Annotated in this window: 22 protein-coding genes, 1 tRNA gene and 1 pseudogene; 4 read left to right on the forward strand and 20 right to left on the reverse strand. The window is 58.0% G+C overall.

The window, feature by feature from the left end:
• Positions 1-9: 9 nt before the first annotated feature.
• The 4 genes and pseudogenes from RGB73_RS23330 to RGB73_RS23345 form a co-directional block, all read right to left on the reverse strand.
• The gene (locus tag RGB73_RS23330) at positions 10-1449 is read right to left on the reverse strand and encodes an aldehyde dehydrogenase family protein (RefSeq protein WP_310765143.1); all 1440 of its coding nucleotides are present in this window, start codon (positions 1447-1449) and stop codon (positions 10-12) included.
• A gap of 15 nt (positions 1450-1464) precedes the next feature.
• Entirely contained in the window at positions 1465-2349 is an 885-nt protein-coding gene (locus RGB73_RS23335) for a dihydrodipicolinate synthase family protein (protein ID WP_310765144.1), read from the reverse strand.
• Positions 2350-2379: 30 nt separating this feature from the next.
• A pseudogene (locus RGB73_RS23340) lies at positions 2380-3404 on the reverse strand (proline racemase family protein).
• A complete protein-coding gene (locus RGB73_RS23345) occupies positions 3401-4600 on the reverse strand; it encodes an NAD(P)/FAD-dependent oxidoreductase (RefSeq protein ID WP_310765145.1) in 1200 nt (399 codons plus the stop codon). Before RGB73_RS23345 ends, RGB73_RS23340 begins: the two are co-directional and overlap by 4 nt.
• Before the next feature lie 181 nt (positions 4601-4781).
• On the opposite strand from RGB73_RS23345, the gene RGB73_RS23350 reads away from it, so the two are divergent.
• Entirely contained in the window at positions 4782-6482 is a 1701-nt protein-coding gene (locus RGB73_RS23350) for a sigma-54 interaction domain-containing protein (RefSeq protein WP_310765146.1), read from the forward strand.
• A 193-nt stretch (positions 6483-6675) separates the two neighbouring features.
• On the opposite strand, the gene RGB73_RS23355 is transcribed toward RGB73_RS23350, so the two are convergent.
• The 7 genes from RGB73_RS23355 to RGB73_RS23385 form a co-directional block, all read right to left on the reverse strand.
• Positions 6676-7392 carry an ABC transporter ATP-binding protein gene (locus RGB73_RS23355; protein WP_310765147.1) on the reverse strand — a complete coding sequence of 239 codons (717 nt, stop codon included), beginning with the start codon at positions 7390-7392 and terminating at the stop codon, positions 6676-6678.
• Entirely contained in the window at positions 7389-8165 is a 777-nt protein-coding gene (locus tag RGB73_RS23360; RefSeq protein WP_310765148.1) for an ABC transporter ATP-binding protein, read from the reverse strand. Before RGB73_RS23360 ends, RGB73_RS23355 begins: the two co-directional genes overlap by 4 nt.
• Positions 8125-9132 (reverse strand): branched-chain amino acid ABC transporter permease, encoded by a 1008-nt coding sequence (locus RGB73_RS23365; RefSeq protein ID WP_310765149.1) that lies wholly within the window; start codon positions 9130-9132, stop codon positions 8125-8127. The genes RGB73_RS23360 and RGB73_RS23365 overlap by 41 nt, the downstream gene beginning before the upstream one ends.
• Before the next feature lie 3 nt (positions 9133-9135).
• The gene (locus RGB73_RS23370; RefSeq protein WP_310765150.1) at positions 9136-10038 is read right to left on the reverse strand and encodes a branched-chain amino acid ABC transporter permease; all 903 of its coding nucleotides are present in this window, start codon (positions 10036-10038) and stop codon (positions 9136-9138) included.
• Positions 10039-10059: 21 nt separating this feature from the next.
• Positions 10060-11205, reverse strand: coding sequence for a branched-chain amino acid ABC transporter substrate-binding protein (locus RGB73_RS23375; RefSeq protein WP_310765151.1), 1146 nt, complete (start codon positions 11203-11205; stop codon positions 10060-10062).
• Positions 11206-11226: 21 nt separating this feature from the next.
• Positions 11227-12888 (reverse strand): peptide ABC transporter substrate-binding protein, encoded by a 1662-nt coding sequence (locus RGB73_RS23380; RefSeq protein ID WP_310765152.1) that lies wholly within the window; start codon positions 12886-12888, stop codon positions 11227-11229.
• A gap of 300 nt (positions 12889-13188) precedes the next feature.
• On the reverse strand, positions 13189-14256 hold the full coding sequence (locus RGB73_RS23385; RefSeq protein WP_310765154.1) for a M24 family metallopeptidase: 1068 nt from the start codon (positions 14254-14256) through the stop codon (positions 13189-13191).
• Between the two features lie 161 nt (positions 14257-14417).
• Here RGB73_RS23385 and RGB73_RS23390 point away from each other — a divergent pair, with 161 nt between their 5' ends.
• Genes RGB73_RS23390 through RGB73_RS23400 form a run of 3 tightly spaced genes read left to right on the forward strand, consistent with a single transcriptional unit; the run spans position 14418 to position 16225 of the window.
• Entirely contained in the window at positions 14418-14687 is a 270-nt protein-coding gene (locus RGB73_RS23390) for a (2Fe-2S)-binding protein (protein ID WP_310765155.1), read from the forward strand.
• Complete coding sequence (locus RGB73_RS23395) at positions 14688-15023, forward strand: (2Fe-2S)-binding protein (RefSeq protein WP_310765156.1); 336 nt, start codon at positions 14688-14690, stop codon at positions 15021-15023.
• A complete protein-coding gene (locus tag RGB73_RS23400) occupies positions 15020-16225 on the forward strand; it encodes an NAD(P)/FAD-dependent oxidoreductase (RefSeq protein WP_310765157.1) in 1206 nt (401 codons plus the stop codon). The genes RGB73_RS23395 and RGB73_RS23400 overlap by 4 nt, the downstream gene beginning before the upstream one ends.
• A 204-nt stretch (positions 16226-16429) precedes the next feature.
• Here the strand turns inward: RGB73_RS23400 and RGB73_RS23405 are convergent, their stop codons facing one another.
• The 9 genes from RGB73_RS23405 to RGB73_RS23445 all read right to left on the reverse strand — a co-directional run bounded on the left by RGB73_RS23405 (position 16430) and on the right by RGB73_RS23445 (position 25093).
• Positions 16430-17623 carry an MFS transporter gene (locus RGB73_RS23405; protein ID WP_310765158.1) on the reverse strand — a complete coding sequence of 398 codons (1194 nt, stop codon included), beginning with the start codon at positions 17621-17623 and terminating at the stop codon, positions 16430-16432.
• A gap of 78 nt (positions 17624-17701) precedes the next feature.
• Positions 17702-18013, reverse strand: coding sequence for an ArsR/SmtB family transcription factor (locus tag RGB73_RS23410; protein WP_310765159.1), 312 nt, complete (start codon positions 18011-18013; stop codon positions 17702-17704).
• Between the two features lie 60 nt (positions 18014-18073).
• Positions 18074-18901 carry a carbohydrate ABC transporter permease gene (locus RGB73_RS23415; protein ID WP_310765160.1) on the reverse strand — a complete coding sequence of 276 codons (828 nt, stop codon included), beginning with the start codon at positions 18899-18901 and terminating at the stop codon, positions 18074-18076.
• Positions 18902-18915: 14 nt separating this feature from the next.
• The gene (locus RGB73_RS23420) at positions 18916-20211 is read right to left on the reverse strand and encodes a carbohydrate ABC transporter permease (protein WP_310774496.1); all 1296 of its coding nucleotides are present in this window, start codon (positions 20209-20211) and stop codon (positions 18916-18918) included.
• A gap of 132 nt (positions 20212-20343) precedes the next feature.
• On the reverse strand, positions 20344-21684 hold the full coding sequence (locus RGB73_RS23425; protein WP_310765161.1) for an ABC transporter substrate-binding protein: 1341 nt from the start codon (positions 21682-21684) through the stop codon (positions 20344-20346).
• 58 nt (positions 21685-21742) lie between these two features.
• Positions 21743-22801, reverse strand: a complete 1059-nt coding sequence (locus tag RGB73_RS23430) for a Gfo/Idh/MocA family protein (protein WP_310765162.1) — start codon at positions 22799-22801, stop codon at positions 21743-21745.
• A gap of 10 nt (positions 22802-22811) precedes the next feature.
• Positions 22812-23780, reverse strand: a complete 969-nt coding sequence (locus tag RGB73_RS23435; RefSeq protein ID WP_310765163.1) for a sugar phosphate isomerase/epimerase family protein — start codon at positions 23778-23780, stop codon at positions 22812-22814.
• Positions 23781-23840: 60 nt separating this feature from the next.
• Entirely contained in the window at positions 23841-24779 is a 939-nt protein-coding gene (locus RGB73_RS23440) for a substrate-binding domain-containing protein (protein WP_310765165.1), read from the reverse strand.
• Between the two features lie 238 nt (positions 24780-25017).
• Positions 25018-25093 (reverse strand) — tRNA-Thr (locus tag RGB73_RS23445).
• Between the last annotated feature and the right edge of the window lie 12 nt (positions 25094-25105).

The following is a 25105-nucleotide window of genomic DNA, read 5'->3' on the forward strand; positions in this document are numbered from 1 at the left end:
ATCTCTTGGCTACCAGGCATACTTGATCGCGCACGTCTTGACCTCGCTGTAAAACTCCAAAGCGGCCTGTCCCTGCTCGCGGGTATGGGAGCTGGACTGCTTCATACCGCCGAACGGAGCCTGGTATTCCACACCCGCCGTCTCCTGGTTGACCCGGACCATGCCCGCCTGCGCCCTCTCCAAAAAGAGATGGGCCTTTGCCAGATCCCGCGTGAACAGCGAGGCGCTCAGACCGTACACCGTCTGATTGCACAGCTCGACGGCCTCTGTGAAATCATCGGCAGGAAGCATGACGGCCAGCGGACCAAACACTTCCTGTTGCACCAGCGGATGAGACGCTTCCACTCCCTCGACGATCGTCGGGCGGATGAAATACCCTTGCTCCGCTATGTCTGTCGCAGGGCTTTGGGCGACGAGCCTAGCCTCTTCGTTTGCCACCCCCATGTACTTGTTCACTTTTTCATACTGCTCCACCGATGCGACCGGCCCCAGGTAAGCCGCGGGATCGAGGGCATCCCCCGCCAGGCACGAGGAGATGGCTTGTTGGAGCCTCTCCGCCAGCTTCTCGTAGATCGCCTTTTCTGCGATGATCCGGCTGGTCGCCGTACACTTTTGCCCAGCGGATTTGAACGCCCCGCTGAGAAGGATCGGCACGGTCTTGTCGAGGTCGGCATCGGCCAGGACGACCGCGGCGTTTTTCCCGCCCATCTCCGTCTGGTATTTGATGTTTCGTCCGGCGCAAGCGATGGCGACCTGCCTTCCCGTAGCGGACGAGCCCGTAAAGCTGACGGCATCGACGGCGGCTTCCTCCGTGAGCGCCGCACCGACTTCTTTGCCTCGCCCGATCACGAGGTTTAGCACGCCAGCGGGGAGCCTGGTTTCGGCAAACAGCTCTGCGAGCCGCGTCGCGGTCAAGGAGCTATTCTCTGCGGGCTTCCAGATCACGCTGTTGCCGAGAATCAGGGCAGGGGCGATTTTCCAGATCGGAATCGCCACCGGAAAATTCCAAGGCGTAATCACCGCCACGACACCGAGCGGCACGCGCCGGGTGAATTGCAGGACATTGGTGTCAGCGGAGGGAATGACGTTTCCGTTCGCCCGCATGCCCTCTCCCGCGTAGTAGCGCAGCAGGCTCACTCCTCGCGCCACTTCCCCGCGCATTTCGCCGATCTGCTTGCCCATCTCCCGGCTCGCCAGCCGTGCCAGCTCATCTGCGTGGGATTCGAGTGCAGCGGCCATTTGGTACAAAATCTCCCCGCGTGCGGCGCCAGTCATCTGAGCCCACTGTTTCTGCGCATCGCGAGCCGCTTGTTCGGCCGCCAATACGTGGGAGCGGTCGGAAAAATGCACGATCCCGATCTCTTCCGCCGTACGGGATGGGTTTTGCACCGTCATTTCGCTGCCGGACGGCGTGATCCATTCGCCGCCGATCCAGTTTTTGCTTTGCATCGCTGCCCGTCCTCCTTATTTTCCGGCGGCTGTACCAACCGCGTTGTCAAACGCCTTTTTTATCCCGGCATAGTAGTCTTGCGGCAGCGGGAGGCGCGGCGGACGGGTCGGACCTACGGGGAAGCCTGCCAGCTCCATCATGTATTTGATGGACTGTACCAGCTGTGGACTCGCATCGTAGTGGAACAGCGGCAAAAGGCGGCGATAGAGCGCTTGCGCCTCTTCCAGCTTTCCGGCCCGGGCCAGCCGGAAGATTTCCACGCCTTCTTTCGGCAACGCGTTCGGTACACCCGCAATCCAACCGGTAGCGCCGATCAGCGCGCCTTCCATGACCAGATCGTCCACGCCAACCATGACTTCCAGATCCGTTTGGGCCAAAATATCCTGCATGCGGCGGACATCGCCGGAGAACTCCTTGACAGCGACGACGTTTTCCAGCTTGGCCAGCTCGGCCAGGATGTCCGGAGTCAGGTCGATTTTGTAGTCGTGCGGGTTGTTGTAGGCGATAATCGGCAGCCCTACCGTATTCAGCGCTTCGTAGTGGGCGAATACCTCAGGCAAGAGCGGCTTGTAGTTGATCGGCGGCAAAGCCATCACCCCAGCCGCCCCCGCGTCTTTGGAAAACTGCACCCATTCCACTGCCTGGCGCGTAGACGGAGCGGCAGAGCCGACGACGACCGGGACGCGCCCTTTTGCTGCGGTGATGACCGTCTGAATCACCTTGGCCCGCTCCTCCGCCGTCATCGTCGCGTATTCCCCGAGGGAGCCGGACGGCACGAGACCGTCTACGCCCTCCTGAATGAGCCATTCGCACAGCTCGGTGAGACGCTTGTAATCGACCTCGTAGTCGTTCGTAAACGGAGTGACAATCGCCACATAAACACCTGCAAACTTCGTCATTGTGCATGCTCCTCTCCAAATCGGATGGTTTTAATGGTCGGTCGACGGCGGGATCAGCAGGAAGCCTGCTGCCAGCTCATCGTCCGGATGGTAAAAGATCGTATGCTTGCCCATCAGCCAGGCACTGCCCGCGATTTCGGTCACGACCGCAGGCAGTCCGCCCTCCTCGGTCGCCTCCAGCACCTTTCCCGTGAACAAGGAGCCAACGATGCTCTCATGCACGAAAGGCTCGCCGATGCCGATTTCCCCTTTGGCGTACAGCGTCGCCAGCTTTGCCGACGTGCCCGTGCCGCAGGGCGAGCGGTCGATGCACCGGGCGGGACGACGACCGTGTTTTTCACGTCGGCATCCGGGTGGCTGGGCGCGGTAAAAAACTCCACATGCGTGAGCCCTCGTATGAAGTCTTTCTGCGGATGTACGACCTCGATGGCTTGATTGACCGCCTTGCGGATGCGAACGGCGGTGTCGACAATGGCGGACGCTTTCGAGGGAAGCAGCTCCAGACCGAGCTTTCCCGCGTCCGTGATCGCGTAAAAATTGCCTCCGTAAGCGATGTCGCACGTGACGGCGCCCAATCCCTCGACTTGGACCGTCACATCTTGCCGGTACAAAAACGCGGGAATATTGCGAAAGGAAACCTGTTGTGCCCGACCGGACTCGACGCGAATCTCCACTTCCACCAGCCCGGCCGGCGTATCCAGCTTGAGCTTGGTGACCGGCTCCGAAACGGGGATCATCCCGGTCTCGACAAGCGTAGTGCAAAGCCCGATCGTATCGTGCCCGCACATCGGCAGGTAGCCGCCCGTCTCGATGTAGATGACCCCTACGTCCGCTTCGGGATGGCACGGCTCGACCAGCAAGGCCCCTGACATCACGTCGTGTCCCCGCGGCTCATACATGAGCAAGGTGCGAATCCAGTCGTACTCTTCTTTCATGTGCAGCATTTTTTCCGCCATCGTCTTGCCCTCGAGCTTCGGCAGTCCGCTAATGACGGTCCGCGTCGGATTTCCGCCGGTATGCGTATCCACCGTGCTAAAGACCCGGCTCGCTTTCATCGATGCAACACCCCTTTCTGAGTAAACCTGTCGTGGCGGAGCGGCTCGGTCGGGATGATGGTGTCGCTTTTCCCGTGCAGCATTTCCGACACGAGCTTGCCTGTGACCGCTGCGAGGCTGATGCCGTCTCCCTCATGCCCGGCCGCGATGAAGTAGCCGGGGACTTCCTCCACGCGGGAGACGATCGGCAAGTGATCCTCCGTCCATGGCCGCAGCCCGCAGTACGTCCGGATCACCGCAAAATCGGCAATCTTCGGGTAGTAGCGCAGAGCTCGTCTGGCCATGCAGCGCACGACATTAAGGTCGACTTTGGTATCGAATCCGACGAACTGACGGCTGGATCCGATCAGGAAGTTTTGGCTTTCCGTCGGTTCGAACACCAGCGCCACACCGTATTTCTCCGTTTCTTCGTCCACCTGGCGCTGACCGCCGAACTTGGAAATGAGATAGCCAAACTCCATGACCTTGCGCAGCCCGACAGGCTTCTGCCGGGATGCGACGATCAAGTGGCCCTTGCGTGGATGAATGGGAATATCGACGCCGACCATTTGCCCTACCAGCGGGGCCCATACACCAGCCGCATTGACGACTTGCTTCGCGGTGAAGCTGCCCGAGTCCGTCTCCAGATGAAACGTACCAGTCGCCTGATCTCGCCTCACTGTCTTGACCTCTGTACGCTGCCTGATCCGTGCGCCATGCTTTTTGGCCCCTTCGAACAGGGCGAAGGTGAGCAGGTACGGGTTGACGGTCGAGTCCGTCGCGCATTCGAGCCCGCCAAGCAGATCGTCCGCAAAATAAGGGGACTCCTGCCGGATGTCGGCGCGGTCCAGCATGCGAAACGGCAGCCCCGCTTCCTTTTGCCGCCTCACCCACTCCTCGGCCGCTTCCATCTCCGCCTCTGTCTCACAGACGAGTATGCTCCCCGGTGCCCGGTACTCGAACGAATGCTCGAGCTCACGGCTCAGCTCCTCCACCAGCATTTGGCTTTTCAGCGACATCTGGCTGTCGAAGCCGGGGTCCTTGTCGATCGCCAGGATGTTGCCGTCGCAGCGGGAGGATGTCCCCGCAGCCAGCTCTCCTTTCTCCAGCACCACGACGTCAAGGCCGGACTTGGCTGCGTAATAGGCGATCGCTCCTCCGATAATGCCGCCTCCGATTACGGCGATCTCGGCATGGGATTGCGTAGGTACCGTCATGGCTGATTCTCCTCGAAAATGATTATGGACCTTCCACTTTTCGTAATTGCAAAGCGCATGCCAACCGGATTTTGCTGATTTCCCTCCTCCTTTGTCTAAATTCTTTTACAATTCAATCGCGCTATGTATAATAAGCAAGAAAGTGTTGATGATTTTATACACTCCGAAAAGGGTGAGCAGGTTGAAGCATCAATTGCCTGATATCGCGAAAATCATGCAGTCAAACTTTTGCGTCTGCCAATTGGATGAGTTGGCGTTCGTGGATGCGAAGGACAATCTGTTTGTTTTTGTACAGGCGGACAGCCGCTGGCACGCCGCCCCCGCAGCCCGTCTGACGGCAGAGAACCGGACGCTGCTGTCCGATTGGCCCTGGGAGCCGACTGTCGCGATCTCACAGGACACTCCCCTGGCGCAGGCGGTTCCACTCCTGACAGCGCATCACGCACTGCTGGTCATGAATGCTGCGGGTCATCCGACAGGCTATCTGGACCGAAGCACCGTGCTGAACGCCGTTTTTTCCTCGTATGAAGTGCTCGAGGCCTACTTTCAGACGATGATCAAAACGATGGACGCCTCCATTTCCGTCATCGATGAAGAGACAAAGATCGTAGTCTGGACAGAGGGAGCGGAGCGCATCTTTTCCTTGAGAAGCAAAGACGTGCTCAGCCATCCCATCACCGACTTTTTCCCGCTCGACATGCTGGAGACGCTCAAATCGCTCACCACCGGACAGTCCGTCTACCGTCACCAGCACCAGCCTCGCGAAGACCTGGTCGTCCTGATCAATACAAACCCCATTTACCTGCACGACAAGATCATCGGAGCAGTGGCCGCCGAAACGGACATTACGAGCCAGGTGCGGCTCAATCAGGAGCTGCTCAACGTCAACAAGAAAGTGCTTCATTTGCAGCAGGAAATGGCCCGAATGAGCCCTGCAGCCGACCCCTTCCAGCCGATCAAGGGAACCAGTCAGGCGATTCGCCAGATCAAAGGAATGATTCAAAAGCTGAAGGCAACCCAAGCCACTGTCCTGATCCTGGGGGAAAGCGGTGTCGGGAAGGAGCTGTTCGCCAAAGCGGTGCACGACGTGCGGGAAGGTCCGGACGCCCCGTTTATCGCCATCAACTGCGGAGCGATTTCGCCGACGCTGTTCGAGAGCGAGCTGTTCGGCTATGAAAAAGGGGCTTTTTCCGGTGCGGATCAAAAAGGGAAAAAAGGGATGATCGAGCTGGCGCGCGGGGGGACACTGTTTCTGGATGAGGTCGGAGAAATGCCGCTGGACATGCAGGTGAAGCTGCTGCGCGTGCTGCAGGAGAAAAAATACTATCCCGTAGGCGGCACGAGGCAGATCGAAGCCGACTTCCGCATCGTCGCCGCCACGAATAAAAATCTCGAGGAACTGGTGAAGGAAGGAAAGTTTCGCGAGGACCTGTTCTACCGCATCAATGTGGTGACCTTGAAAATTCCTCCGCTGCGAGAGCGCATCGAGGATACGATCGAACTGGCGCATTTTTTCCTCTACGAATTTTCTTTACGCTACAATCGTCCCATTCATGCCATTTCGCAGAACGTCATGCAAAATTTGCTGCAATACGACTGGCCCGGCAATATCCGCGAGCTGAGAAACGCCATCGAGCGTCTGGTGGTGTTTGCGACCGACGGGACGATCAAGGAAGAAGACTTGCCGTATTCCCTGCAAGGCGGGCATAAGCCCTCGCCGCCTCCATTGCCGGGCGAGCTGATTTCGCTGCAAGCGGAGCTCGAGGCGCATGAACGCCGCGTCATTTTGCGGGCGATCGAGCTGGAGAACGGAAACAAGCAGGCCGCGGCCAAGCGGCTCGGGATTTCCCGGGCGACGCTTTATAACAAGTTGAATAAGTAGCAAAAAAGCAGCCTCCTCCAGGCTGCTTTTTCTCACTTCACTACCCCTACTTTCGGAAAAAAAACGAGAAAAGACGCCGATAGACGATGCGACGGTGGCTTCCCCTTCTGGGGGGCAGCGCCTCTGACAAAATGCGGACCCATTCCATGGTTGATTCCTCCTTTGTCTGATGGACGTGCAGCCTTCCACGCTCCTACGCACCCAGGTACGCTTTTACGATGGACTCGTCGCTGCGGAGCACTTCCGCCGTATTTTCCATGACGATCCGTCCCGTCTCGAGCACGTAGCCTCGGTGGGCCAGGCGCAAAGCGGCCTTGGCGTTTTGTTCGATCAAAAGGACCGTCGTTCCTTGCTGGTTGATTTCCTTTATGATTTGCATGATCTCTTGCACAATGATCGGGGCGAGCCCCATAGACGGTTCATCCAGCATCAGGAGCTTGGGGCGGGCCATGAGACCCCGGCAGATCGCCAGCATTTGCTGTTCCCCGCCGCTGAGTGTGCCCCCGAGCTGTCCGCTGCGCTCCCTCAACCTGGGAAACAAGGTAAAGGCCCGTTCGATTCCTTCCGCGATAAACGCCCTGTCTTTTCTCTGTGTGAATCCGCCCAGCTCCAGATTTTCGCGGACGGTCAGGCCGGCGAAGATGCGGCGTCCTTCCGGCACGTGAACGACGCCTGCCTCCACGATCTGATGGGGGGACTTGCCGACGAGGCTGTTCCCCTCCAGGCGGATGTCGCCGCCCCCGGGGGAAACGAGTCCGGAGATGGTTTTGAGCGTCGTGCTTTTCCCGGCTCCGTTGCTTCCTAGCAAAGCGACAATCTCTCCCTGTCGCACCTCGAGGCTGATCCCTTTCAGCGCCTCGATCTTCCCGTAAAACGAATGCACGTCATGGATCGTCAGGAGGGCGCTCATCCGACCTCCTCCTTCCCGAGGTAAGCCTCAACCACACGGGGATCGTTCAGGACGTCTTGAGGCGATCCCTCGGCGATTTTTTGTCCGTAGTCGAGCACGATGACCCGATCCGAGATTTTCTTGATCAGGCCCATGTCGTGCTCGATGATGACTACCGTCAGCAGGTAGACATCGCGGATGCGCCGGATCAGGGCGATGAGGTTTTCTTTCTCCTCGTAGTTCAATCCTGCAGCCGGCTCATCCAAAAGCAGCACGCGCGGCTTCGTCGCCAGCGCCCTGGCGATCTCCAGGTAGCGCTGTGCCCCGTACGGCAAATGTTTGGCGATGCGCTGGGCGTATTCGCTGATGCCGACGAACTGCAGACAAGCCATAGCCGTCTCTTCGATCAGCTGTTCTTCCTGCCTTTGGGCCCGCGTCCGCCACAGCGCTCCCCACACCGCCTGACTGGTGCGGCTGTGCATGCCCGACTTGACGTTGTCCAGTACCGTCAGATTGGGAAACAGCCGCAGGTTCTGAAACGTGCGGGCCATCCCCAATCGAGTGATCTGGCTCGGCTTTTTGCCCACGAGGTTTTCGTCGTCCAGCAGGATTTGTCCGGCGGTCGGCCGGTAGAAGCCCGTTACCATGTTAAATACGGAGGTTTTCCCCGCACCGTTCGGCCCGATGACGCTGGTGATGGAGCCCTCCTCGACAGCAAAGCTCAAATCGCTCACCGCCGTCAAGCCGCCGAACTTAAGCGTTATATTTGTGAGTGTCAAGGCCGACTTCGACATCGACTTCGTCCCCCTTTCGCGCCCTCTGTCCCTTGCGCCCGGAGGCCTTGACCCTTTCGTAGCTGGCAGGCCACAAGCCTTGGGGACGGAACAGCATCATGGCGACCAGCGCGGCGCCGAAGATCACATAGCGCCAATCCTCCACGGAGCGCAGCAGCTCGGGCAGCGCGATGACGAGCACCGCTCCCAGCACCACGCCAGGGATGCTGCCGAGTCCGCCAAGAACGACCGCGAGCAATATCATAATCGACTGTGTAAAGCTAAAGCTGAGCGGAGCGATGGCGCTCATCTTGACGGCGAAAATGGAGCCCGCCATGCTCCCGATCACCGCCCCGATCGAGTACGCAAGCAGCTTCATGTTGATGCGATTGATCCCCATCGCCTCTGCCGCATCCTCGTCTTCCCGAATGTACATCCACGCCCTGCCCAGCCGCGACGACCCCAGCCTCCTGACGGCAAGCACGGCGAGCACGGCTACGATCAGGATCAAATAGTAAAAATCCAGCTGCCCTCCCAGCACATACCCCCCGATGGAGGGACGGGGAATGCCGTAGATCCCGGACGCGGAGCCGGTGATGCTCAGATTGATCGCCAGGATGCGGATGATTTCTCCAAAGCCGAGCGTGACGATCGCCAGGTAATCGCTGCGCAGCCGAAGAGTAGGCGCTCCTACGATGACACCCACTACCGCCGCAAACACCATGGCCACCGGCAAGGTCAACCAGAACGACCAATGGTAGACGGTCATCAAAATCCCCGTCGTATACGCTCCTACCGCGAAAAAAGCAGCGTAGCCGAGGTCCAGCAGCCCGGCAAAGCCGACGACGACGTTCAGGCCCTGGGCGAGCACCACGTAAAACAGGGCCAATGTCGCGACATCGAGCCAGTAATTGTTTGACAAAAAGGGAAGCAGGCAAAGGGCGACCAGCAAGAGGGGGATACCGAGCTTTTTTGATGGGAGTCTCATCCGCTACATCCTCTCTGTTACTTTCTCGCCCATGATGCCGGTCGGTTTCAGCACCAGGATCAGGATCAAGAGGGAAAAGGCGACGACATCCTTCCATGAGCCGCCAAACACAAAGGTCCCTGCCGTCTCCATCAGCCCGAGCAACAGACCGCCCAGCATCGCTCCCGGGATGCTGCCGATGCCTCCCAGCACTGCCGCCGTGAATGCTTTGAGCCCGATGATGAAGCCCATCATGAAATTGACCGTGCCGTAGTACGCACCTGCCATCGTACCCGCTCCGGCAGCCAGGGAAGCGCCGATGAAGAAGGTCAGGCCGATCACCCTGTGGACGTTGATGCCCATGAGATGGCAGGCTGTCTGGTCGTGGGCGATCGCACGCATCGCTTTTCCGTACAAGGTCCGGTTAATGAACAAATGCAAGCCGAGCATCAGGAGGGCGGAGATGAGCACCAGACCGAGCTGCGTATAGGTGATCTGGGCTCCGAAGACGTTCCAGCCGTCATGGGAAAGCTGCAGCGGATATACCTGGTACTGCGCTCCCCACACGATCATCGAGCCGTTTTCCAAAAAGAGCGATACGCCGATCGCCGTAATCAGGATGGACAGCCGGGGGGCGAGCAGCAACGGCCGGTAAGCCACCCGCTCGATCCCCATCCCGACCACCCCGACGATCGCCATCGTGAGCAGCAGCACGACGGCGATGCCCATGAGTCCGGTGCCGGAGCCGTTTCCGCTGATGAGACTAAGCAGGCTGTATCCGACGAATGCCCCTAGCATGTACAGGTCGCCATGTGCGAAGTTGAGCAATTTGATGATGCCAAAAACCATGGTATAGCCCAGAGCGATCAGGCTGTAAAAAGCGCCGATCACCAAACCGTCTGCCAGCGTCTGAACCAGAATGTCCATGCGTCCACCTTCCTTTCGCGATTATTTGGCGAGCGAAAACTTGCCGCCTGCCACTTTCAGAACCGCAAAGTTGGAAGTGTCCAGGGTGTTCTGGGCGTTGAAGGAGATCGTCTGACCGAGGGCTTTGAAGTCTTTCGTTTCCTTGATCGCTTTTTTCAGCGCATCGTGGTCGGTGGAGTTGGCGCGCTTCAGTGCATCGGCAAGCAGGTTGACGGCGTTGTAGCTGAGCGCGGAGAAAGGTCCGGGAGCCAGGTTGTTGTACGTTTGCTTGTACTCGCTGGTGAACGCTTCCGCCCCTTCGATAAACTCGGCTGTCGGGGTCGCGGTGATCAGCAGCCCTTCCGCATTGTCGGTCCCGGCGATCTTGATGATGTCTTCGCTAAACGATCCGTCGCCGACCATGAACAAGCCGGATACTCCTTTTTGCCTGAACTGCTTGAGCAAAAGTCCTCCCGCCGCGTAGTAGCCAGTGAAATAGGTGGCATCCGGACCGATTCCCTTCAGCTTGGTGACGAGGGCGCTGAAATCTTTTTCCTCGGGGTTGATGGCTTCGTACGCCACGACGGAGCCGCCCGCCTTTTCGACCGCCGCTTTGGCGAAATCGGCCAAGTCTTTGGCATAGGCCGAGTTGTCGTGAATCAGCGCGACTTTTTTCGCCTGATTGGCTGCCATGTAATCCGCAGCCGTCTGGGCCTGGTCTGGCGTCAGGCCATTGATCAGAAACAGGGTGTCATAGCCTTGGGCAGGCAGCTTGGCAGAGTTGGCGGCAGGGACTATCATCGGAATATTCGCATTTTTAAAGACGCCGGAAGATGGCAGCGTCGCACCAGAGCAGTAGCCTCCCACGACAGCCACCACGTTTTGCGAGACGAGCTTGTTTGCCGCCGTCGTCGCCATTTGCGGATCGCATCCGTCATCCGCCACCTCGATTTTCAGCTTCTTCCCGAGTACCCCGCCGCTGTCGTTCACCTTTTTGACCGCCATCTCGATGGCGTTCTGCATGTCCTTTCCATCCGTAGCGTTGTTGCCCGTCACAGGCAGGAGCACCCCGACCAGGATTTCATCCCCGCCAGCCGTCCCCGACGACTGTCCTTGATTCGCACAACCCGCCACGGCAAGCGAAAGTGCCAACAATGCTGCCGTAATCGCGCTTCTCCATTTTTTCATACCCATCCCCCCGCATGAATATTATTCGATGGACGCCCATTTCCAGTCGATTGCGCCCAGGCCGTCCTGGAAAACACCTTTGACCTTGTCGTTTTTCACCCAAGTATGTGTATAGAAGTAAATCGGCATGATCGGCATTTCGTCCATCATGATTTGTTCGGCTTCGCGCAGCAGCGTCTTGCGCTTTTCCGCATCCCCCTCTGTCGCCGACTGGTTCAGCAGCTCCTTGAACCTCGGATTTTCCCAGCGCGTGTCGTTGTTTCCTCCGTTCTTGTCCTTGAACAGCTCCAGGAAGTTGATCGGATCGTTGAAATCTCCCGACCAGCCCAGGCGGCCTACCTGGTAGTTCCCTTCGTGCAGGGTTTCGAGGTAGACTTTCCACTCCTGGTTTTCCAGCTTCACTTCTGCCCCCAGATTTTTCCGCCATTGATCCTGAATGGCCTCCGCGATCTTTTTATGGACATCCGACGTGTTGTAGACGAGCTTGATTGGAGGCAGCTTGGTCATTCCCAGCTCCTGAAGCCCTTCGGCCAGCAGCTTTTTGGCTGTCTCCTGGTCGTTGTCCTTGAAATAGCCGTCCTGGCTCAGCGCCATCGTCGGCGGCACAGCGGCCATCGCTGGCTGTTCATTGGCCTGCAGGACATTGTCGATCAGCGCTTGCCGATTGATGGAATAGGCAAAGGCTTTTCGGATTTTCACATTGTTGAACGGAGGTTTCTCTGTATTGAATTTATACCAGTACGTAGCGCCCACCGGCTTGACCTGCAGCTTTCCGCTGTCTTTCATGGCGGGCATCGCATCGATCGGCAGGGTGCTCATCGGCGAACCGGCCCAATCGATTTCCCCGTTTTCAAACATGGACAGCTCGGTGTTTTCATCCTCGACCATGGAGAAGTCGATCTCGTCCAGCTTCACGCTGTCCTTGTCCCAATAGTTGTCGTTTTTGACGAGTACCAGCTTGCTCTTGTGCTCCCACTTTTCCATCTTGAATGGACCGTTGCCCAAATGCGTCTTTGCGTCTGATGCCCAGTTCGGATTTGCCTCGATAAGCTTTTTATTTACCGGGAAATACGTTTGGAAAGCGGTCAACTCCAGGAAGAAGGGAGTCGGGTTTTCCAGTTCCACTTGCAGCGTCTTGTCGTCAATGGCTTTCACCCCTACGTCTTCCAGCGAGCCCTGGCCTTTATTCGCTTTCTCCGCATTCTTGATGTAGTAGAGCTGGTAGGCGTAGTTGGAGGCTGTCTTCGGATCCAGCGCCCGCTTCCAGGCGTACTCGAAATCGTGCGCGGTAACCGGCTCGCCATTGCTCCACTTGGAATCGCGCAAGGTGAAGGTGTACGTTTTCAGATCCTTTGATACGTCGATTTTCTCCGCGACAGCTTCTGCCGGTTTTCCGTCGGGTCCGATTCTCGTCAGTCCGTCGAAGAGTGCCTTCGTAATCGCAGCCGATGTCGTGTCCTCGGCCAGACCCGGGTCTGCGCTCGGCGGCTCGGAATGCAGATTCCACCGCAAGACTTGCTTCGTTTTCGGCTTTTCTGCCGGGGCAGGCTGCGGTGCTCCCTGCTGCTGCGCTTGTCCTTGTGGCTGCTCCGCGGGCTTGGCGGCCGGCTGTCCTCCGCATCCGGCCAAGGCAGCTCCCAGCATGGCTATACCGCCGATGAGCGCAAAGATACTTTTTTTCAAGCGATCAACCCCTCATTCTATCGTTTGCAACTTTCGCAATTTACAGAAAAATGCAAGAGGTGTGCCAAACCGGAGCAGACCGAAACCTGCCGATATTTGAAGCAGGTGTATCAATCCTTTTACACTATGCTGTCTAGTGTCTTGAAAGCTAGACAGCCGTGCAAGTAGAAACCTGGCTACGCCATCCCTTTTGGCGGAGCCGCTTTCCCTTATACCGGACAGGAATTGGATGCATTTCTCTCCAAAAAAATAACCCTTGACTGCCATGCATCCGTCAAGGGTTTTACGCTTCGCTTTTGTCTACAGGATGATCAAATCGCGCGGTGAATGGGTCAGCACTTCATTGCCTTCCTCCGTTACCACGATGTCGTCTTCGATTCGCACGCCACCAAGGTCCGGGATGTAGATTCCCGGTTCCACCGTCAGCACCATGCCTGGCTGAATGGTCGCCGTGCAGCGCGTGGACATGAACGGCTCTTCGTGAATATCCAGGCCCACTCCATGTCCCATGCCGTGGCCAAACCGCTCCCCGTAGCCTTTATTCGTGATGTAATCGCGCGCCAGAGCATCCGCCTCCTTTCCCGTAATGCCGGGGCGAATCCCAGCCACAGCGCGGTTCCTGGCCTCGAGAACGATCCCGTAAATGTCCTTCAACGAGGCGGCCGGCTCTCCCACCGCCACGGTACGGGTAATGTCGGAGCGATACCCCTCGTACAGGGCGCCGAAGTCCATCGTCACCATATCGCCCGCTTCGATCTGCTTGGTGCTTGCCACTCCATGAGGCAAGGCGGAGCGATGCCCGGAAGCGACGATCGTATCGAAGGCCGATGCGGTTGCTCCCTGCTTGCGCATGAACATTTCCAGCTCGTTGGACACCGTCAGCTCGGTCATGCCCGGCCGCAGAATCGTAAGGATATGAGCAAAGGCGGCATCGGCGATCTGGGCGGCCGTCTTGATCCTGGCCAGTTCATCTGGCGTCTTGATCATCCGCAGACCTTCTACCACGCCGGCGGTCGGGATCAGCTCCGCCTTGGCCGCTTCCGCGTACTTTCGGTGCACCGCAACAGACAGATGGTCTTCTTCAAAGCCGAGCTTCGCGATTCCCATCTCTCCCGCAAGCCTTGCCACTTCGCTATAAACGGACTCCTTCGCAGGCAAAAAGACGATCTCGAAATCCGTAGCCTGTGCCTTCGCCTGAACCGTATAGCGGAAGTCGGTAAGCAGCTTGGCCTGATCCCGGGAGATGAGCACAACTCCGTATGTACCGGTAAACTGGGTCAAATAACGACGGTTTTGGGCGCCTGTCACGAGCAGTCCGTCGATCCCTTCCGCATCAAAGCGCTGTCGCAGCTTGTTCAATTTCTCCATCTTTGTCATCCCCTCGCACGTGGTTTGCAAACAGGCATTTCAACAAAGCAATCTCTATGCCAGCCTCATCCGAATCTACCATTCTCCCCGGACTCTCATTCTCCTTCGTGGCACGACACTTGCATTTTTCCATCCGCACCACACAAAAGGAGGTCAACCGCTTGGACACACATCAATTGATCGTCTGCCGCTGCGAGGAAGTGACCTTGGCCGAGCTGTTGCAAACAGCCGAAGCCTACCAATGCAGCGCACGGGAACTAAAGCTGAGGACGCGGGCGGGAATGGGCTGCTGCGGCGGGCGCACCTGTCGGATGCTGGTGGATCAGGTGATCGCACAAGTGACCGGCCGCGTACCGGCGCATACGATCCCGCTCGGGTATCAGCCGCCTGTGCGCCCCATTTCGTTTCAAACACTCGGAGGTCGAAAATAAATGAATCAGCGAATTGTACATCACCCGGTCCTGGGCTCCTGGACCGCAGGCAAGCCCGTGAGCTTCCGATTCAACGGGACAGCATACACCGCATACGAGGGAGAGACGATCGCGGCAGCGCTGCTCGCGAACGGTGTCCGGACGCTTCGAGTACATGAAGAAAAAGGAACGCCACGCGGCATTTACTGCAATATCGGCCATTGCTACGAATGCCGTGTGCATGTCAACGGCGTCCCCACCGTTCGGGCCTGCATGACGCTGGTACAGGAAGGGATGGACGTCTCAGCTGGTACGGTCCTCCCCACTCCCCTGAAGAAAGGAGGGCACGTAGGATGATCGATGTCCTGGTCATCGGCGCCGGGCCAGCAGGGTTGGCAGCTGCTATCGCTTGCGCCAAGCAAGGCTTGCACGTGCATGTCCTCGATGAGTTTTACCGCCCGGGGGGACGGCTGCTTGGACAGCTGCACCAGGAGCCGGACGGCACATGGTGGAACGGGATCGAAGAAGCGGCCAGGCTGGAGAGCGAGGCAAAATCGTCCGGCGTGGAGCTGCGCTGCGGACTTTCCGTCTACGATGTGACTCGCTCGTCGGATGGCTGGATCGTCTCGACAACCGCCGGTGAGCTGCATGCGCCCATGCTCCTGCTCGCCACCGGCGCTTCGGAGACCGCCGTCCCTGTGCCGGGCTGGACCTTGCCCGGTGTCATGTCCATCGGAGCCGCCCAGGTCATGACCAATGTGCAGCGAGTGCGGGTGGGCGAGCGCGGGGTGGTGATCGGGGTGAACATTCTCTCCGTCGCCATCGCACGAGAGCTTCAGCTTGCCGGCATCCAGGTCGACCGGATGGTTCTGCCGCCCGTCTCCCCCGTCTCGGGGAATGCCGGTGTACCCGCAGATGTCATGCGCTCGATTCTGAGAGTGGCTCACCTGGCTCCTTCTCCTGTCATCCGCTTCGGCAGCTCCTTGATGAAAAGCGGCTGGATGCAGCGCCTGGGAGTGAGCCTTTACCCGTCACAGGGCGTGTCCATGTGGGGGATTCCTGTCCAGCTCCGCATGGCCGCGCTCGAAATCGTCGGGACGAGCGAAGTGGAAGGGGTAAGAATCGCCCGGATCACACCGGACGGCCAGCCCATCGCCGGGTCGGAACGAGTCATCCCTGCCGATTTCGTCTGCATCGCGGGTGGTTTGAGTCCGCTCGCCGAACTGGCTACCGTCGCGGGCTGCCCATTCGCCTACATCCCTTCCCTGGGCGGGCATGTTCCGCTTCACAACGAACGCATGGAGACCCCGCTCCCCGGCCTTTACGTAGCCGGCAATATCACCGGCATCGAGAGCGCAAAGGTAGCGATGGCCCAGGGCACGGTAGCCGGACTGTCGATGGCGTGTGCAAAGGGCGTGCTGGCAGAGAAGGAACAACTGGACGAAGCGATTCGGCAGGTCGACAGCGTGCGAAGACGGGCAACCATTCAGTTCCACCCGGACATCGCCGAGGGGCGGGCCGCCATCGGCAAACTGGTGTCCGCTTATCCGGGAAGCTGACGGCAACGGCCGCCCATCGGCTTTCCCGGCACGACGGACAGCGATCTCGTATTGATCCAACGACAATACAGTCGCGGCCAAAGTTCCCGCTTTGACCCACGGAAAAGCAGCTGCCAAGGTTCTCGCATCGCCCCATACCAAAGCCAAAGCAGCGACAGCCAAAGAGCCGCATGCGAACTCCCGGCTCCGCTGCTGTTTTCTTTGTCAATGCTTTTCGGTTATCGTCCCACCTCGAAGGATGCTCTGCTGCGACTTGCCTCTCACAAGCTTGGCCAGAATCGAAACGAATGCTAGCAGCGCGAACAGCACCCCGCTCCAAACGAGCTGATGCACGCCCCACAGCGTCAGAAACCAGCCGCCGACAGCCGCCCCGACCGTAATCCCCAGATTGGAAAAGGAGACAAACAGGCTGTTGCCGAATTCCGGCGCTTCCTTCGCCTCCTCCATCAGCCACGTCTGGCTGACAATCAGTCCGCCGGAATGCACCGCACCCCACACTGCTGCCAGCACGGCCATCGATAGGGGGGATGTCCCCAGGCAGTAGACGAGCACGTACATGACCGCATACAGCAAGGGGAAAGCGGCGATCGTCCTGGTGGCGCTTTTTTGCAGCAGCCCTCCGAACAGGAAATTCCCGAAAATCATGACGATGCCAAAGACCATCAGCATGGCGCTGATCCATGCCCCGCTCATGTGTGCGACCTGCCCCAGGTACTCGGCAAAGTAGCTGTACACCGAAAACATCGCCGCAAAGATCAACGTGACGGCCGCGATGTGCAGCCAAAGCTGGGGCTTGCGCAGAATGCCGAGCTGCTGGCCGTACGTTCTTTTTTCCCGGGCAGGCATGGAAGGCAGCCCGAACAGGATCCCTGCGAATGCGATCAGGCTGACCGCTGCGGCGAAAAGGAATGCGGCCTCAAGCGAAACGCTCTTCGCGAGATACGAGGTCAGCGGAACGCCAAAGGCAAACCCGACCGTAATTCCGGCGAATACCTTCGTCACCGCCTTGCCGCTTTGTTCTCTCGGGACGAGCTCGGCTGCGGCCACGAGTGCCACCGAAAAAAAGACCGGATGGGCAAGCGCGGGCAATATACGGAAAATCAGCATGGTCTCAAAACTCTCGGCAAAGGCGTACACTGTGTTGGAGAGCGCAAAAAGCAGAACAGCGGAAAGCAGGATGGTCTTGCGATTGATGCCGGATGCAAGCAACGTCAGGAACGGACCCGAAACGGCAACGACAAGGGCAAAGATGCTGACGAGCCACCCGGCCTGCGCCGCCGTAATGCGAAACTGCTGCGTGACCTCCGGGAGAACCCCGATGATTCCCATTTCCGTCGTGATGATGCCGAATACGCCTAGTGCCAGGACGAAAATCAGCAGAGGATGAACGTTTTTCATGTTGTGGAAAGCCTCCTTATGTATCCATATATCTATAAATATAGATTTAATATCACAAAAAAAAGACCCCCTCCCTCTTTATAATTGGTTTTGAACGTACTCGACAAACTGGGCGATCGTCTTTTCATTCCGCCGATAGTACGTCCACTTTCCGATTCGCTCCGACTCGAGCAGACCGGCCTTTTGCATCGCAGCAAGGTAGCTCGAGATCACCGACTGCGCAAGTCCAGCTTTGGCCTGGATATCCCCTACGCACACGCCGATGCGAAAGCTGAGCCCTTGCTGCACATACGGCTTCTCATCGAAAAACTGCTCCGGGTGCTTCAGCCATTGCAATATCTGACTGCGCGTTTCATTCGACAACGCTTTATAAATCAACATAGGGTCCATGCCGAACATTATATATCTACTTTTATAGATTTGTAAATCCATCGCGCGGAATTTGTTTTCTCACTCTTTGACCGCACCGGAAGTCAGGCCGGAAATGATGCGCCGCTGAAAAATGAGCACCATGACGACCAACGGAACCGTCACAATGATGGACGCCGCAGAAATTTCCCCCCACGGGACGGTGAACATCCCCTGAAACATGACGATCCCGACCGGAACGGTCTTCATCGCCTCCTGCGTGTTCAGCGTCAGGGCAAACAAAAATTCGTTCCACGCAGCGATAAAGACAAGGATCGCGGTCGTGAACACGCCCGGCATCGCCAGCGGAAAAAACACGCGTGTCATCGTCTGCCAGACCGTAGCCCCGTCCACCTTGGCCGCCTCTCCCAGGTCGATGGGAATCTTGCGGAAGAAGATGGTCAAATTCCAGATCGCAAGCGGAAGCGCAAAGGTCGTATACGGGATGATCAGGCCCAGGTAGCTGTTCGTCAGACCCATCGACTGCATGAACATGAAGATCGGCGAGATAGTGGCGATCTGCGGGAACATCGAAACGGCGAGCACCACGCCCAAAATGACCGCCTTCCCCCGAAACGACAGCCATGCGATCGCGTACGCCGCAAACGAAGCGATCGCAATCGAATACAAGGTGGTCAGTGAAGCGACAACCGTAGAATTCCACAGATAGCGGGCGAACGGCCTTTCCGTGAACACCCTGACAAAATTGTCAAAGCTGGGGCTTTGGATGAGGAAATGGAAAGCACGCTCGCCGAACAGCTCGCTGGGCGGCTTCAGCGCCGCAATGAGGATCCAGATGAACGGAAACATCACAACCAGCACAAACAGGACTAAAAAGAGGTAAAACAAAGGCCCCGCCTTCTTCTGCATGTCACACTCCCTCCTTACCTACCGCCGCCTTCGCCCAGCAGGTCGGCCCCCAATATTTTGATATAGCCGATGGAAATCAGCGCCACGCACAGAAACACGATCACGGCGAGGGCCGAGCCTTCTCCAAAGCTCATCTGCGCAAACATCGTCTTGTAGGCCAAAATGGTAATCGTCTCGGTGGAATTGGCGCCTCCCGTCAGCGCGTAAATCAGATCAAATACCCGAAACGCATCGAGCGTCCGAAACAGCAAGGCTACCAGCAAGGTCGACCGCAGCATCGGCAGCGTGATGCGGAAAAACTGCTGCATCCGGCTCGCCCCGTCTACCTGCGCCGCCTCGTACAGGCTGGTCGGAATTGTCTGCAGGCCTGCGAACAAGAGCAATGCCATGAACGGCGTCGTCTTCCACACGTCCGCCAATATGACCGAAAACATCGCCCCCGCTTTGGTCGTCAAAAGAACTCCCATGTCCGAGACCAGCCCCATCACTTCAAACAGGTGGGCGACAATGCCGTTTTGCCCGTCGTACAAAAACTTCCACATCATGGCGGAGATGACCGTCGGAATCGCCCACGGAATCAGCACGGTCGCACGCACGAGCCCGCGTCCGAAAAACTGCTTGTTGATCAGCAGCGCAATCCAAAGGCCGAGCACCAGCTCCACGGCGACCGAAACGACCGTAAAAAACAGCGTGTTGTACAGCGCCTGCCACATTCTGGCGTCGGTGAGAAACTGCTTGTAGAAGGCAAAGCCGACGTAGTTCGGCTCGATGACGGACGCCGAGATCCCCTGGATCACGCCCGTAGCGCCTTCAGGCTTGCTCAGTTGCTTTTGCCTGCCCAGTTCGCCGAGCTCCTTCCCGATCCGGTCCAGGGTTGTCCGCACCGAATCGATTTGCCCGTCGGACAGCTCTACGTATTTCATTTCGTTCGGGACAGGCTTGAACTCAAGCAGCAGCTGGTCGATCGCCTGATAGCGCGCCGCGATTTCACCGGACTGCATCAGCATCGCGTTCATCTGCTCCGCCTGCTGCCGCAGCGCGAGCAGTTGATCCTTGCCTGGTCCGTTTGCCGCGTCGGCCTCTTTTTTCAAGTAACGGAGCAGGTTGGGGAGGGTGCTTACATACCGCTCCATATCCAGTCCGTACGTATTGTGGACTTCGGTCTTGGTCGGGTCATTGAGCCTGATGTCGTGCAGGCTGATCCAGAAGGAACGCACGACGGGCCAGATGGCGATGACGAGAATGACGACGATGGCAGGCAAAATCAACAAGTAGCCCATCTGCTTTTCCGACAGCGAGGTTCGCTTCATCCATTCACCCTCTTCCTTGCATGTAGGGGCAGCGAATCGGATCCTGACCAGACAGCCGATGGCCGTCCCGGATCGCACCCGAAGAAGCCTCCCTCCCGCTTCTCCAGGTGCTCTCCATGATCAGAGGCGCTCCTACTTTTTCATCAGCCCGTTCATTTGGGTCTCCATGTTTTTCACGGCTTGCTCCGCCGTTTGCTGGCCCGCAAGCGCTTTGGACACTTCGATCTGGATGACTTCGGAGATTTTCGGATAGATCGGCGTGGTCGGGCGGGATACGGCTGCGCTCACGCCTTCGACGAACTGTTTGTTGGCAAACAGCGGGCTCGCTTTTTGCACGTCGGCGTCATCGTAGGAAGGCAGGTAGGTCGGAGCGAGTCCGCCATGTATCGCGGACAGCTTTTGTCCTTCGGGTCCGGTCATGAACTTGAGGAATTCCCAGGCTTCTTTCGGATGCTTGGTGAACTTGTTGATCCCGCCCATCCATCCGCCCAGCGCGGCAGCGGAACCGGCGTCTCCGGCAGGCAGCGGAGCGATCGCGACTTTGTCTACAATCTTGGACTGCGCCTTGTCTTGGGCCATGGCGTACTGGTACGGCCAGTTGCGGACGAAGGGGGACTGGCCCTCCAGGAACGCCGTGTGCGACTCGGTTTCCGTGAAGGTCGTGATGTTTTTGGGGACGAAATCGGACTGGACGATCTCCATCATTTTTTTCAGCCCTTTGATCGTGCCCGGGTTGTTGACGGCGACGTTGCCCTGCTCGTCGAGGATCTTGCCGCCGTACGCCGCGCTGAACTCCACGAAATTGCAGACCAGTCCTTCGTATTGCTTGGCCTGCATCAGGTAGCCGAACTTCGCGCCGCCTTTTCCTCCGAGCTCTTTTGCCTGCTTGATCAAGTCGTCCCACGTCTTCGGCGCTTCCTTCACCAGGTCTGTGCGGTAGAACAGCAAGCCGGCATCGATGAATTTCGGCATGGTCCACTGCTGTCCGCCGAAGTTGCCTGCGTCGAGCGCCCCTTTGATGTACTTGCTCGTATCGATGCCATCCTGTTCAATCAGGCGGTCGAGAGGGAGGAGGTAGCCGGCCTGGGCGAATTCGGCCGGCCAGATGACATCCAGATCGAACACGTCGATCTCGGACGACTGGGCGCTGAACATGGTGACGTATTGATCGTGGCTCTGGCCGGTGTCCGAAGGCATCTCGCGGATTTCCACGTCAATGTCCGGATGGGCGGCTTTGAACGCTTCGACCAGCTTTTTCGTGGAATCGGTCGAGTCTTTTCCGCGGGCGTACACCAGTTTGACTTTTTCGGCTGCGGGCGGGGACGTCTGTGGTTGGGGAGCGGGTGCATTGGCTGGAGCCGCCGGTTGTGCGGGAGCGGGCGAGGACTGCTGCGGGGCGCTGGAACACGCCGCCAGAGAGAGTGCCATGGACAAGGTCAGGCCAATCGATGTAAGCCCTTTCAACACTTTCATTTTCGAATCCCCCTTAATCGGTGAACTTCAGGGGACATCTCCTAAGGGAGAGGCCCCGTCACAATTTGATCGCTTCCCCTGCCCTTGCCGAGGCGTAGATCGCTTCAATCAGGCGGTTGATGTACAGAGCCTGATCCGGCGTGCACAGCGGAGCGGCCTTGCCTTCCAGAGAATCGATGAAGTTGTGGAACAGCCGTACCCTTTCTTTGGTTCGAACCGGCTGGATGTTCGTGGTGGCGGGTGTCCCGTTCCAATCCTGGTAAAGCGTGAAGCGCTCTTGCTGCAAGTCGAGCGATGCTCCCCCTTCTTGCCCGTACAAATGGAGGAAAACGTTTTCCTCTTCGATATGGGATGCCCAGCTTGCATCCAGGGTGAGCGTCATGCCGTTTTCAAAGGCAATCATCGCGACCGCCATGTCTTCCACGTCGAAGCGGCCGTTTTCATCCCGTCTGCCCCATTCGGACAGCCCTTTTTTGCGAGGACCGAACTGGGCATACGTCTGTCCGAGAACCGAAGTGGGCCTGGGATGTCCGAGCAGCCAGAGGGTCAGATCGAGCATGTGTACGCCGATGTCGATCAGCGGTCCCCCGCCTGCCAGCTCTTTTTGTGTAAACCAGCTCCCCCAACCGGGTATGCCGTTTCGTCTGACCCAGCCTGTTTTGGCGTGGTAGATTTGTCCGAGCCTGCCCTCGTCGACAAGTCCTTTGACGTACATGGCATCGCTGCGAAACCGGTTGTTTTGGGCCACCATGAGAACCTTGCCCGATCGGTCCGCGGCTTCGATCATTCCCTCCGCCTGCCGGACGTTCATCGCCATCGGCTTTTCGCACAGGACGTGTTTGCCGCTGGCCAGCGCCAGCTTGGCCGCCTCGGCGTGCAGGTAGTTGGGCACGCAGACGATGACGGCATCGATATCCGGCTGCCCGAGCAGCTCCCGGAAATCCCCATAGACTTGTGGAATCGTATGCCTGGCCGCGCGTTTTGATGCCACTTCCGCCGAGATGTCGGCGATGGCGACGACTTCTGCCCGCGGCTCTTCCCGGATGGCCTCCAGATGCGCTTCGGAAATGCCCCCGGCCCCGATGATTCCGATGTTCCACGTATGCTTGGCAGCCATGCTCTCCCTCCTATACCCACCAGAGATTGTTCACAGGGTCTTTGATCAGGACTTGTCTCAAATTGTGGACGGCCCGCTGGAAGCCTTCCTCGATCGACATGATGGCATCCTCGTGCTCAATGCTGACGACGTAATCGTAGCCGTTCATGCGCAGAGCGCTCATCATGTTCGCCCACGTCTGCTGATCATGGCCGTAGCCGACCGTCCGGAAGTACCATGCCCTCTCGTTTAAATCCGCGTACGAATTCATGTCGGTCAGTCCGTACAGATTGACCTTGTCCGGATCGATGTACGTGTCCTTTGCATGGAAGTGGTAAATGGCCTTTTCTTTTCCCAGGATTTTGATGGCGGCTACCGGATCGATGCCTTGCCACCACATGTGGCTCGGGTCGAAGTTGGCGCCGATACCTTCTCCCACCTCTTCACGCAGCTTGAGCAGCGTCCCCGGCGTATGGACGAGGAAGCCGCCGTGCAGCTCCAGGGCGACTTTTACCCGATGGGAAACGGCGTAGGCTGCCCACTCCTTCCAGTACGGCACCAGCTTGTTTTCCCACTGCCACTTGAGGACGTCCCGGTATTCGTTTGGCCAGGGAGCCACCGGCCAGTTCGGGTACTGGGCGCCTTCATGGTCGCCTGCCGTGCCGGAAAAGCAGTTGACGACCGGGACCTCCAGCCTCTCCGCCAATTGCACCGTCTTGACGAAGGTCTCGTGGGACCTTCGGGCAAAGTCCTTGTCCGGAGTCAGCGGATTTCCGTGGCAGCTGAGCGCGCTGATAATCAGGCCGCGATCCTCCACCGCCTTTTTGTAGGCGCGCAGCTTTTCCGGATTTTCCAGCAGTTCATCCGGATTGCAGTGGGCATTGCCGGGATAGCCGCCTGTTCCGATTTCCACTGCGTCAAGTCCTGCCGCCTGCACATGGTCCAGCATTTCTTCGAACGTCTTTTCTCCGAACAACACGGTAAATACGCCAAGCTTCACATTTCCCACTCCTTTTTCCAGCCTGCAGGAGGCCGCTATGTGACACATCTTGCTGCCGTCTTACACCAGCGCTTTTACGCTTTGCCGAATGACGAGATCGTGGGGAACCGTGCTCATCCGCTCCACCGTCTCGCCCCGCAATTGCTTGAGGAGCTGCTCTCCCGCCGCCCGGCCGTACATGTACGGATCGTTGTGCACCGTGGTGAGCATCGGCCTGGTCAGGGAGGCGATTTCCAGATTGTCGAAGCCCATGACGGATACGTCGTCCGGCACACGTATGCCTTCGTCGTGCAAGAAGTTCAGGACCCCGACTGCCATGAGATCCGTCGCGACGAAAATAGCGGTCGGCCGCTCCTGCTCCTCGAAGATCCGCTTGGCCGCCTCGTAGGCGCTTTTGGCCGTGAAATCCCCTTCGGCCACGAAGCCTTCGGGGATCGGCAAACCGTGCGCCCTCATGGCCTTGCGGTAACCGCCCATCCGGTCGAGTCCGCAGGGCGGATCCCACAGCGGGCCCGAGATGCAGGCGATACGTCGATGGCCGAGCCCGATCAGGTAGGCAGTGGCATCGTACGCGGCCTGCACGTTGTTGACGTTGACCGTCGGGATCTGGTAGCCGTGCAGATCGTGCCCGGTCACGACCACAGGCACTTCGATTTCATGAAGAGTCTGGCTATGTCCTTCGAGAAAGTGGATGCTGGAGAGAATGATGCCGTCGAGCTGCTTTTCCTTGAACAGCCGCAAATACTTTCGTTCCTTCTCGACCGCTTCGTCCGATATCGCAAGAAACATGCTGTAGTCGAATTCGCTGATGACGCTGTCGATGCCGTAGAGGAGATTGGAGTAGAAGTTGTTGGAGATGTCGGGGATCATGACGCCGATGATGCGTGTTTCTTTGCTGACCAAACTCCTGGCGATGGCGTTTGGCTGGAACCCTGTTTCTTCCACCGCTCGCAAGACCTTTTCCCGCAACTCGGGACGGACGGGCTTGGAATTGTTCAAGACCCGGGAGACGGTGGCGATCGATACGTTGGCGAGGTGCGCGATGTCTTTGATCGTGACCGATATGGTAGTTCACTCTCTTTCCCTTGATTAGGAAAACGCTTTCCTACACTCAAAATACAACCGCCTATTATTTTTGTCAATATTCTGTTTATTTTCATTTTTCGACATGACAAAAGAGCTGCATTCGCCATTCCTCTTCAGAAAGAAATCGCGAATACAGCTCTTTTATCGATAGTGGTGCCGGCAATAGGACTTGAACCCACAACCCCCTGATTACAAGTCAGGTGCTCTACCAATTGAGCTATACCGGCAAGTGTCGTTTT

This window comes from Brevibacillus brevis (assembly GCF_031583145.1).
GTDB lineage: Bacteria > Bacillota > Bacilli > Brevibacillales > Brevibacillaceae > Brevibacillus > Brevibacillus brevis_E.

Excerpts from the sequence above, each read along its gene's own strand:
- RGB73_RS23425 (WP_310765161.1), bottom strand. The coding sequence starts at position 21,684 with ATGAAAGTGTTGAAAGGGCTTACATCGATTGGCCTGACCTTGTCCATG.
- RGB73_RS23355 (WP_310765147.1), bottom strand. The coding sequence starts at position 7,392 with ATGAGCGCCCTCCTGACGATCCATGACGTGCATTCGTTTTACGGGAAG.
- RGB73_RS23365 (WP_310765149.1), bottom strand. The coding sequence starts at position 9,132 with ATGAGACTCCCATCAAAAAAGCTCGGTATCCCCCTCTTGCTGGTCGCC.
- RGB73_RS23395 (WP_310765156.1), top strand. The coding sequence starts at position 14,688 with ATGAATCAGCGAATTGTACATCACCCGGTCCTGGGCTCCTGGACCGCA.
- RGB73_RS23400 (WP_310765157.1), top strand. The coding sequence starts at position 15,020 with ATGATCGATGTCCTGGTCATCGGCGCCGGGCCAGCAGGGTTGGCAGCT.
- RGB73_RS23335 (WP_310765144.1), bottom strand. The coding sequence starts at position 2,349 with ATGACGAAGTTTGCAGGTGTTTATGTGGCGATTGTCACTCCGTTTACG.
- RGB73_RS23360 (WP_310765148.1), bottom strand. The coding sequence starts at position 8,165 with ATGTCGAAGTCGGCCTTGACACTCACAAATATAACGCTTAAGTTCGGC.
- RGB73_RS23405 (WP_310765158.1), bottom strand. The coding sequence starts at position 17,623 with ATGAAAAACGTTCATCCTCTGCTGATTTTCGTCCTGGCACTAGGCGTA.
- RGB73_RS23345 (WP_310765145.1), bottom strand. The coding sequence starts at position 4,600 with ATGACGGTACCTACGCAATCCCATGCCGAGATCGCCGTAATCGGAGGC.
- RGB73_RS23410 (WP_310765159.1), bottom strand. The coding sequence starts at position 18,013 with ATGGACCCTATGTTGATTTATAAAGCGTTGTCGAATGAAACGCGCAGT.
- RGB73_RS23385 (WP_310765154.1), bottom strand. The coding sequence starts at position 14,256 with ATGGAGAAATTGAACAAGCTGCGACAGCGCTTTGATGCGGAAGGGATC.
- RGB73_RS23420 (WP_310774496.1), bottom strand. The coding sequence starts at position 20,211 with ATGAAGCGAACCTCGCTGTCGGAAAAGCAGATGGGCTACTTGTTGATT.
- RGB73_RS23375 (WP_310765151.1), bottom strand. The coding sequence starts at position 11,205 with ATGAAAAAATGGAGAAGCGCGATTACGGCAGCATTGTTGGCACTTTCG.
- RGB73_RS23430 (WP_310765162.1), bottom strand. The coding sequence starts at position 22,801 with ATGGCTGCCAAGCATACGTGGAACATCGGAATCATCGGGGCCGGGGGC.
- RGB73_RS23415 (WP_310765160.1), bottom strand. The coding sequence starts at position 18,901 with ATGCAGAAGAAGGCGGGGCCTTTGTTTTACCTCTTTTTAGTCCTGTTT.
- RGB73_RS23370 (WP_310765150.1), bottom strand. The coding sequence starts at position 10,038 with ATGGACATTCTGGTTCAGACGCTGGCAGACGGTTTGGTGATCGGCGCT.
- RGB73_RS23330 (WP_310765143.1), bottom strand. The coding sequence starts at position 1,449 with ATGCAAAGCAAAAACTGGATCGGCGGCGAATGGATCACGCCGTCCGGC.